The organism is Streptomyces sp. NPDC051578 (genome assembly GCF_044454045.1).
Taxonomy (GTDB): domain Bacteria; phylum Actinomycetota; class Actinomycetes; order Streptomycetales; family Streptomycetaceae; genus Streptomyces.
In genome coordinates this window covers 550419-558334 of record NZ_JBITDH010000002.1, presented here as the reverse complement: position 1 = coordinate 558334, position 7916 = coordinate 550419, and the positions used below count along the sequence as shown (strand labels likewise).

Sequence of the window (7916 nt, the reverse complement as noted above, 5' to 3'; positions counted from 1 at the left end):
ACCCCGGGCCGGGCGGGGGGGGGGGGGGGGGGCGCGCCCGCCCCCCCCCCCCCCCGCCCCCCCCGCCGCCCGGGGGCGCCCCCCCCCCCCCCCCCGGCGGCATAGTGGCGTGCTTCACGTGCTTCACGTACGGGAGTCGCGCTCCCAGCGGTAGAAGCAGTGCGCCATGGCGTCCTTCGGCGAGCGCCAGGTGTCGGGGTCGTACGCGCTGACGAACGCGGACAGCCGCCGGCTGACGTCGACGAACTCCGGGTGCCCCGTCATCTTGGCGATGGCGGGGCCGGGGTCCTTCTCGGACTCGATGAGGTGCAGGTACACGTCACCGAACTGGAAGAGGCTGCGCCGGGCGACTCCGACGAGGTGGGGCAGCTCCCCGCGGTCGGAGGACTCGAAGACCTCGGCGATGCCGGAGGCCGACCCGGGTGCCATACGGGCGACGATCAGGGACTGGTGCATCGGGTTCTCCGTCCGGCTCAGTCGAGCACCCGGGCCGGCCGGCGCTCGGCGGCGGCCTGCTCGATGCGGTCGCGGATCAGGGCCATCTGGACCTTGGAGTTCCGGTTGATGTTGTCCGTCATCCAGTCGTCGTCCACGGGCGCCTCCGGCTTCATGGCGAAGTCCTGCGTCCACACCATCCGGGTGCCCTCCGGCACCTCCTGGTACTGCCACCGGATGTTCATGTGGGCGAAGGGTCCGGTCTCGACGCGGCGGGCGGCGACGCTGAGCCGGTCGCGGTCGGTCTCGCGCTCGGACACCCAGCTCCACACGGTGCCGTTCTCGTCCGGGTGCATGGTCAGCCGGAACGTCGTCTTGTTCCCCTCGACGGAGAGGATGTCGGCGGACGCGTACTCGCTGAACAGCTGCGGCCAGTTCGCCACGTCGTTGGTCATGTCCCAGACCAGGTCGACCGGCGCGGCGATGGTGATCTCGTTCTGCGTGTGGCCCGCCACGTCACGCTCCTGCCACGAGAGAGCTGTTGACCAGGTCGAGGAACTGGCGGGGCGTCTTGCAGCGCTCGGCGTCGGTGGGCATCGGCGCACCGTGCCGGTTCTCCAGTTCACCGACGATGCCGAGCAGCCCCAGCGAGTCGAGGCCGAAGGTGTCGAAGCCGGAGTCACTGCGCTTTTCGAGCTCGGCGGGGTCGACCGTGACGCCGGCGGCCTTCTTCATGAGTTCGGCCAGTTCTGCCACGGTGATGCGGTCACTCATGGGATTCCTCTCCTTGTGTTCCGGGGTGCCCCGCTACGGGGCACCCGTGGCGCCGCGACGGATCACGAGCGCCGAGTTCGACCCCATGAGTCCCCGGCTCAGGACCAGCGCGGTGCGCAGCTCGGCGGCGCGGGCGCGGGTGGTCACCAGGTCGAGGTCATGGCAGATGTCGAAGATGTTGGGAGTGGGCGGGATGACGCCGTACTCCATGGCCAGCACCGCGGCGGCGGCGTCCAGCACGGGCGCCGCGCAGTAGCCGCGGCCGATGCCGGTCTTGGGTGCCGTCACCGGGACGCGCTTGCCGTGCCGTCCCAGTGCGTCGGCGATCGCGAGCGCCTCGGCCCGGTCGGCCTCGGGGACACCGAGGGCGTCGGCGAAGACCACGTCGACCTCCTCGGGAGCGCAGCCGGCTTCCGCGAGGGCCCCCTCGATGGCCCGGGCGAGCCCTTCGCGGGACGCCTCCCAGCAGGAGGCGCCGGTGAAGGTCGCGGCGTGCCCCGCGAGGACGGCGCGTACCGCGGCCCCGCGTTCGCGCGCGGCGTCCTCCTCCTCCACCACGAGCATCGCGCCGCCTTCGGCGGGTACGAAGCCGCAGGCCGCGGAGGTGAAGGGGCGGTAGGCCCGGTCGGGGTCCCCTTCGGTGCTCAGCTCCGGGTAGCCGAGCTGGCACACCATCGAGTAGGGGGCGAGGGGCGCCTCGGTCGAGCCTGCCACGATCACGTCGGTGCCGCGCCGCACGGCCCGCGCGGCGTGTGCGAGGGCGTCCAGCCCACCGGCCTCGTCGGCGGCCACGACCGAGCAGGGGCCCTTGAAGCCCCGGCGGATGGAGATCTGGCCGGTGCTGGCCGCGTAGAACCAGGCGATGGACTGGTACGGGCCGACGAACCTGCTGCCCTTGCCCCACAGCTGCTGCAGCTCGCGCTGGCCGAACTCGCCGCCGCCGGAACCGGCGGCGGTGACCACGCCCACGGAGAAGGGCGCCTCACCGGTGGCGCTCTGCCCGAGCTGGGCGTCCTCCAGCGCGGAGTCGGCCGCCGCCATGGCGAAGTGCGTGAACCGGTCGGTCTGGACGAGGAAGCGCTCCTCGACCGCCGTGGCCGGTTCGAAGGCGCGCACCTCGCCGGCCACCCGCAGCGGCAGGTGGTCGCAGCCCTCACGGGTGATGCGGCCGAGGACGTTGATGCCTTCGCGGGTGGCTTTCCAGAACGCGTCCGTGCTCAGTCCGTTGGGCGCGATCACGCCGATTCCGGTGACGGCTGCACGCCGTGGGGTCGGTTCGCTCATCGTGTCCTCTAACCCTTCCGGTTCAGGACCACCGCGGACTGGAAGCCGCCGAACCCGCTGCCCACGGACAGCACGCCGTCCAGCTTCCGTTCGCGGGCGACGCGGGGGACGTAGTCCAGGTCGCACTCGGGGTCCGGCGTCTCGTAGTTCGCGGTCGGCGGTACGACCTGGTGGCGCATGGCCAGGACGCAGGCCACCAGCTCGATCGCCCCGATCGCGCCGAGGGAGTGCCCGACCATGGACTTGATGGAGCTCATGGGCGTGGCGTAGGCGTGGTGGCCCAGGGCCCGTTTGACGGCCGCGGTCTCGTGGCGGTCGTTCTGCCGGGTGCCGGAGCCGTGGGCGTTGACGTAGTCGATGGCCGAACGGTCCATGCGGGCGTGGTCGAGGGCACTTTCGATGGCGCGGGCCATCTCCAGGCCTTCACCGGTCAGCCCGGTCATGTGGTACGCGTTGCCGAAGGTGGCGTACCCGCCGACCTCGCAGTACACATGGGCGCCGCGGGCCCGGGCGTGTTCCAGCTCCTCCAGCACCAGGACCGCCCCGCCCTCGCCCATCACGAACCCGTCGCGGTCGTTGTCGAAGGGCCGGGACGCGTGGGCCGGGTCGTCGTTGTTGGGCGACGTGGCCTTGATGGCGTCGAAGCAGGCCATGGTGATGGGGGAGATCGGGGAGTCGGACGCGCCGGCTATGCAGATGTCCGCCCGGCCCTCCTGGACCGTGTGGAACGCGTACCCGACGGCGTCGAGCCCGGAGGTGCAGCCCGTGGAGACGGTCTGCACCGGGCCGCGCGCCCCGAAGCGCTCCGCGACCGTGGAGGCGAGCGTGCTGGGCGAGAACGCCCGGTGCAGGTGCGGCTGCGCCTCGCCGGGGTCGACGTCCCAGCGCCGGCCGCCCTGGCTGACCAGTACGTAGTCGTGTTCGAGGCGGGTGGTGCCGCCGACCGCGGTGCCGAGGGAGACCCCGACCCGCCAGGGGTCCTCCGCGGCGAGGACGAGGCCGGCGTCGCGGACCGCTTCGTCGCCGGCGGCCAGCGCGAACTGGATGTACCGGTCGCCGCGGGCCACCTGCTCCGGGTCCAGTCCGTGGGCCGCCGGGTCGAAGTCACACTCGGCAGCGATCCGCGACCGCAGACCTGACGGGTCGAAGAAGGTGATGCCCCGCGTCGCGGTACGCCCGGCGGCCAGGAGGTCCCAGAACGCCGGTACGCCGATTCCGCCGGGCGCGACTATGCCGAGGCCCGTGACGGCCACCCGCCGGGTCATGAACGGACCTGGGAGAGGTCGGCCGGCGGGGTGCCGTCCGCGACGGCGTCCGTGCCTTCGGTGTCGACGTGGCCGAGGGGCGGGGTCGGGGCCAGCGGTCCCAGGTGGAACACGATGCGGGCCTCGGTGTCGCCGACGTTGCGGAACCGGTGGCGCACGTGGGCGGGGATCAAGAGCCCCTGCTCGGGCCGCAGGGGGTGCGGCTCGCCGTCCAGGTCCACCTCGAGCCGCCCGCAGACGACGTACACGAACTCCTCGGAGTACGGGTGGTAGTGCTCGGCGATGCGGTCGCCCGGCTGCACCATGGCCACGCCCATGAAACCGCTGGTCGAGCCGACGGTTGCGGGGGTGAGCAGGGCGCGCAGGTCGCCGCCGCGCCGGCGGTTGGGCTCGACGTCGTCGAGTGCGACGATCCGGGGCTTGGATGTGATCACGATGTTCCCTCCGATGTGTGCCGCGCCGGGCGGGTTGTGGCCGCCGCCCGCTTGTTCCGGTCAGGCCTCCGGCGACCGGCGGTCAGTGATGAGTCGCATGCGCGCGAGCTCCAGCAGGCGCGCGAAGTCGTCGCCCCGCAGAGCGGTCGGGTCCGCCCCGGCGGCGCCGTCGAAGAGCGTCGTCAACTCGGCCGCACGGGCGGGGTCGGCGAAGCCCAGGCAGAGCGCGGGGTCGGCGTCGTCGAGGTCGCCGCGCACATCGACCAGGCGCACCACGACCTCGTCGCGCTGGAAGATCGTGCTGCGCAGCACCGGGCTGCGCGGGTCGTCGGCCGCCGCCTCGTCGTGCTGGGCGAGCAGCTCGGCCAGCCGCATGCCGCAGTCCGGGCGCGCCTCGTAGTACAAGGCATGCCGCTCCGCCTCGGGCTGCTCGTGCCCGGCGGTGACGTGGTGCAGGGCGGGCAGGGCCGCGCGGGTGAAGAAGACGCGGGCCGACTCGGGGTCGTTGAGGTCCCGGTCCTGCTCCAGATAGGGGTTGATGGCCTCCTCGACGGCCCGCACCTCGGGCTGGCGGGCGACGTGACGCAGCGCCGCGAGCAGGTCGCCCCTGACCTCGACGGCCCGCACCACCCGGTTGCCGTACATGAACAGGGACGTGCGGCACAGCCGGGTGGTGTCGTCGACCTGGGGTTCGGGCGAGGCGTAGCCCGCGAGGATCTTGGCGACGGCTTCCTCGCTGCCCGGCTTGACGGTGAAGGTGAGGGCGTGGCGGACCACGCCGTCGCCGATGCGGGGGGAGCTCTGCAGGCGGCGCCGGTCCGGGGTGAGGGTGGTGTCGGCGGCGGGGCCGCCGGTCTCCCGTACGACGTGGAAGCGCAGCGACCTGGTGTCCCGGACGCAGCCGTGCAGCGGCGACACCATCCGCACGTGCTCTTCGCTGTTCACCCATGCGAGGAAGGGCGGGGCGCTCTCCCATTCGCTGGTGATGAGCCATTGGGATGGATTTTCGATCGACTGGCACAGCTGGTCGCTGACGTGCCCCGGAACCGAGGAGACCTGGGTGCAGAGTTGTTCGTACGCCTCCAGGAACTGCTGTTGGGCGCCGTCGTACACATCCACCAGCAGGACGACGCGGAGCCTGGAGCCGTCGAACACGGACTGGGAGACACGTTTCGGCATCTGTCGCTTCGGCGGTTCTGAAACACGTTCAGACGTGGTGGTCATCCTGCGCACATCTCCTTCGAGGGCAGCGGTGAACGCCGGCCGCGGTGTCGCGACGTCAGCGTGTCTCGATCCTGTGCCCGTCCGGGGAAGTGCGCGACCCGCGTGAACCACGCGGGTGACGTGCCCGCGGACCCGCTGTCAAGAGCGCGGAACTCCCGCGCCCCACTCCGAACGCCTGCCTCTGGAGGCATCGATGCAGCACGAAGTCGAGCACCGGGTTCCGGTCCTCATCGTCGGCGGCTCCCTGGTGGGCCTGTCCACTTCCCTGTTCCTGGGTCGCCACGGGGTACGGCACACCCTGGTCGAGCGGCATGCGGGCACCTCGATCCACCCGCGCGGACGCGGCAACAACGTCCGGACCATGGAGCTCTTCCGGGTGGCCGGCATCGAGCCCGACATCAAGACCGCGGCGTCGCTGCTGGCGGACAACCACGGCATCCTGCAGACCCCGACGCTCGTGGGTGACGCGGGCGAATGGCTGTTCAAGAACATCGACCCGGGCGGCGGCCTGGCGAAGTTCAGTCCGACGTCCTGGTGCCTGTGCAGCCAGAACGACCTGGAGCCCGTGCTGCTCGACAGCGCCCGGGAGCAGGGCGGGGAGCTGTGGTACTCGCACGAGCTGGTGTCGTTCGAGGAGGACGCGGAGGGCGTCACCGCCGTCGTACGGGACCGGGTCACCGAGCGGCGCCACACCGTCCGCGCCGATTACCTCGTCGCCGCGGACGGCCCGCGCAGCCCGGTCCGGGAGCGGCTGGGCATCGGGCAGAGCGGCCCCGGCGACCTCTTCCACAACGTCAGCATCACCTTCCGCTCGCGCCGGCTCGCCGACGTGGTGGGCGACCGGCGGTTCATCGTGTGCTACCTGACCTCCCCGGACGCCGACGGCGCGCTCCTGCCCGTCGACAACAAGGAGAACTGGGTCTTCCACGCGCCCTGGCACCCGGAGGACGGCGAGACGCTGGAGGAATTCACCCACGAGCGGTGCCAGGAGCACATCCGCCGGGCCGTCGGTGTCGCCGACCTGGACGTGGAGGTGACCGGCAGCGCGTCGTGGCACGCGGCGGAGCGGGTCGCGGACCGCTACGGCGCCGGGCGGGTGTTCCTCGCCGGCGACTCCGCGCACGAGATGTCCCCGACCGGGGCGTTCGGCTCGAACACCGGCATCCAGGACGCCCACAACCTCGCCTGGAAGCTGGCCGCCGTGCTGGGTGGCTGGGCCGGTCCCGGGCTGCTGGAGACGTACGACGCGGAGCGGCGGCCGGTCGCGCTGGCGACCAGCGCCCGCGCCTCGGCGCGCTCCGTGGAGCACAGCCACCCCGGCTTCGCCCCGCCGCCGGGCGTGGGCGGCGGCCGGCAGGGCGGCATCCTCAACGTGGTGCTGGGCTACCGCTATCCGCGGGGAGCCGTCGTCGGCGCCGACCCGGAGCAGGACGTGGTGCCCGAGGGGATGCGGCTGACGGGGCAGCCGGGCAGCCGGGCCCCGCACATGTGGCTGCGGCGTGGCGAGCGGCGCCTGTCGACGCTCGACCTCTACGAGCGTTCGATGGTGCTGCTCAGCGGTGCGGGGGACGCCGCGGGCTGGCACGCGGCCGCGCGTCGCATCGCGGAGGCCGAGGGAGTACGGCTGGAGGCCTACCGGATCGGCGCGGGTCCCGGGGCCGACCTGGTGTACGACGGTCCGGGCGGAGAGGGCGCACCCGGCGGACAGGGCAGGCCGGGCGGCCCGGGGAGGCCGGGCGGGCCGGGCGGCCCGGGCGGACAGGGGAGGCCGGCGGGCGGGCCGGGCGGGGACGGCCCCGCCGACTGGGCACAGGTCCACGGCACCACGGCGGAGGGCGCGGTCCTGGTGCGCCCCGACGGCTTCGTGGCCTGGCGGGCGGAGGGTGCGGCGGCGGACCCGGAGGCGGCGCTGCGCCGGGCCCTGGCGGAGGTCCTGCGCACGGGCTGAGCCCTCGCGTGGTCGAGGGCCGAGGCCAGGAGGGCCCGGCCCCCGCCACGTCACCTGCCCCGTGTCCCCGCTCCGGCCGGGACGAGGCCGCCGGCTCGGCCCGGCTCGGCCCGGCTCAGGCCCGGCTCCGCTCAGGCTTGCGTCGGGTCCTCGGGGATCCGGTGCACTTCGACGGGGTCGCTGCCGGGCTTCCCGCCCGGTCCGGGGCAGGCCGACGCCCTCGCGGCGATCTCCAGGGCCCGCTCCTCGCTGTCGACGTCGACGACCCAGTACCCGGCCAGGATCCGTCCCGCCTCGGCCGGCCCGTCGGTCACCTGAGGCTTTCCGTCGCTTGCGGCCCGTACCGTCTTGACCAGCGAGGGACCGCCGAGGCCGCGCCCCTCCACCCATTGCCCGGCGGAGGTGATGTCGTCGTTGAGGGCGTTCATGTGGGCGAACATGGCCTGCATCTCGTCCTTGGAGTACGACGACATGATGGCGTCCCACTGATCGGCCGGTACGTTCAGCTGGATCATGTACTTCATGTTCCTCACCCTTCCGGGGCGGCTGCAT

General features: G+C 72.9%; 9 protein-coding genes. 1 reads left to right on the top strand and 8 read right to left on the bottom strand.

Annotated features, from left to right (window positions below):
* Positions 1–123 precede the first annotated feature (123 nt).
* From ACIA6C_RS13595 to ACIA6C_RS13565, 7 genes are read right to left on the bottom strand one after another with little or no spacing between them, the layout of a single operon-like run.
* Positions 124–456 (bottom strand): TcmI family type II polyketide cyclase, encoded by a 333-nt coding sequence (locus ACIA6C_RS13595; protein ID WP_399275367.1) that lies wholly within the window; start codon positions 454–456, stop codon positions 124–126.
* 17 nt (positions 457–473) lie between these two features.
* A complete protein-coding gene (locus ACIA6C_RS13590; protein WP_399275365.1) occupies positions 474–950 on the bottom strand; it encodes an SRPBCC family protein in 477 nt (158 codons plus the stop codon).
* 1 nt (position 951) lies between these two features.
* Complete coding sequence (locus tag ACIA6C_RS13585; RefSeq protein ID WP_366079436.1) at positions 952–1209, bottom strand: acyl carrier protein; 258 nt, start codon at positions 1207–1209, stop codon at positions 952–954.
* 33 nt (positions 1210–1242) lie between these two features.
* On the bottom strand, positions 1243–2493 hold the full coding sequence (locus ACIA6C_RS13580; protein WP_399275363.1) for a ketosynthase chain-length factor: 1251 nt from the start codon (positions 2491–2493) through the stop codon (positions 1243–1245).
* A gap of 8 nt (positions 2494–2501) precedes the next feature.
* A complete protein-coding gene (locus tag ACIA6C_RS13575) occupies positions 2502–3758 on the bottom strand; it encodes a beta-ketoacyl-[acyl-carrier-protein] synthase family protein (RefSeq protein WP_366079434.1) in 1257 nt (418 codons plus the stop codon).
* Entirely contained in the window at positions 3755–4192 is a 438-nt protein-coding gene (locus tag ACIA6C_RS13570) for a cupin domain-containing protein (RefSeq protein ID WP_361138876.1), read from the bottom strand. The genes ACIA6C_RS13575 and ACIA6C_RS13570 overlap by 4 nt, the downstream gene beginning before the upstream one ends.
* Before the next feature lie 60 nt (positions 4193–4252).
* Positions 4253–5416, bottom strand: coding sequence for a SchA/CurD-like domain-containing protein (locus ACIA6C_RS13565; protein ID WP_366079433.1), 1164 nt, complete (start codon positions 5414–5416; stop codon positions 4253–4255).
* A gap of 193 nt (positions 5417–5609) precedes the next feature.
* Between ACIA6C_RS13565 and ACIA6C_RS13560 the strand changes: the two genes are divergently transcribed.
* Positions 5610–7364 (top strand): FAD-dependent oxidoreductase, encoded by a 1755-nt coding sequence (locus tag ACIA6C_RS13560; RefSeq protein WP_399275360.1) that lies wholly within the window; start codon positions 5610–5612, stop codon positions 7362–7364.
* Positions 7365–7495: 131 nt separating this feature from the next.
* Here the strand turns inward: ACIA6C_RS13560 and ACIA6C_RS13555 are convergent, their stop codons facing one another.
* A complete protein-coding gene (locus ACIA6C_RS13555; RefSeq protein WP_366080555.1) occupies positions 7496–7888 on the bottom strand; it encodes a YciI family protein in 393 nt (130 codons plus the stop codon).
* Positions 7889–7916: the final 28 nt, after the last annotated feature.

Coding starts and splice junctions, on each gene's coding strand:
- ACIA6C_RS13555 (WP_366080555.1), bottom strand. CDS start 7,888: ATGAAGTACATGATCCAGCTGAACGTACCGGCCGATCAGTGGGACGCC.
- ACIA6C_RS13565 (WP_366079433.1), bottom strand. CDS start 5,416: ATGACCACCACGTCTGAACGTGTTTCAGAACCGCCGAAGCGACAGATG.
- ACIA6C_RS13595 (WP_399275367.1), bottom strand. CDS start 456: ATGCACCAGTCCCTGATCGTCGCCCGTATGGCACCCGGGTCGGCCTCC.
- ACIA6C_RS13580 (WP_399275363.1), bottom strand. CDS start 2,493: ATGAGCGAACCGACCCCACGGCGTGCAGCCGTCACCGGAATCGGCGTG.
- ACIA6C_RS13585 (WP_366079436.1), bottom strand. CDS start 1,209: ATGAGTGACCGCATCACCGTGGCAGAACTGGCCGAACTCATGAAGAAG.
- ACIA6C_RS13560 (WP_399275360.1), top strand. CDS start 5,610: ATGCAGCACGAAGTCGAGCACCGGGTTCCGGTCCTCATCGTCGGCGGC.
- ACIA6C_RS13575 (WP_366079434.1), bottom strand. CDS start 3,758: ATGACCCGGCGGGTGGCCGTCACGGGCCTCGGCATAGTCGCGCCCGGC.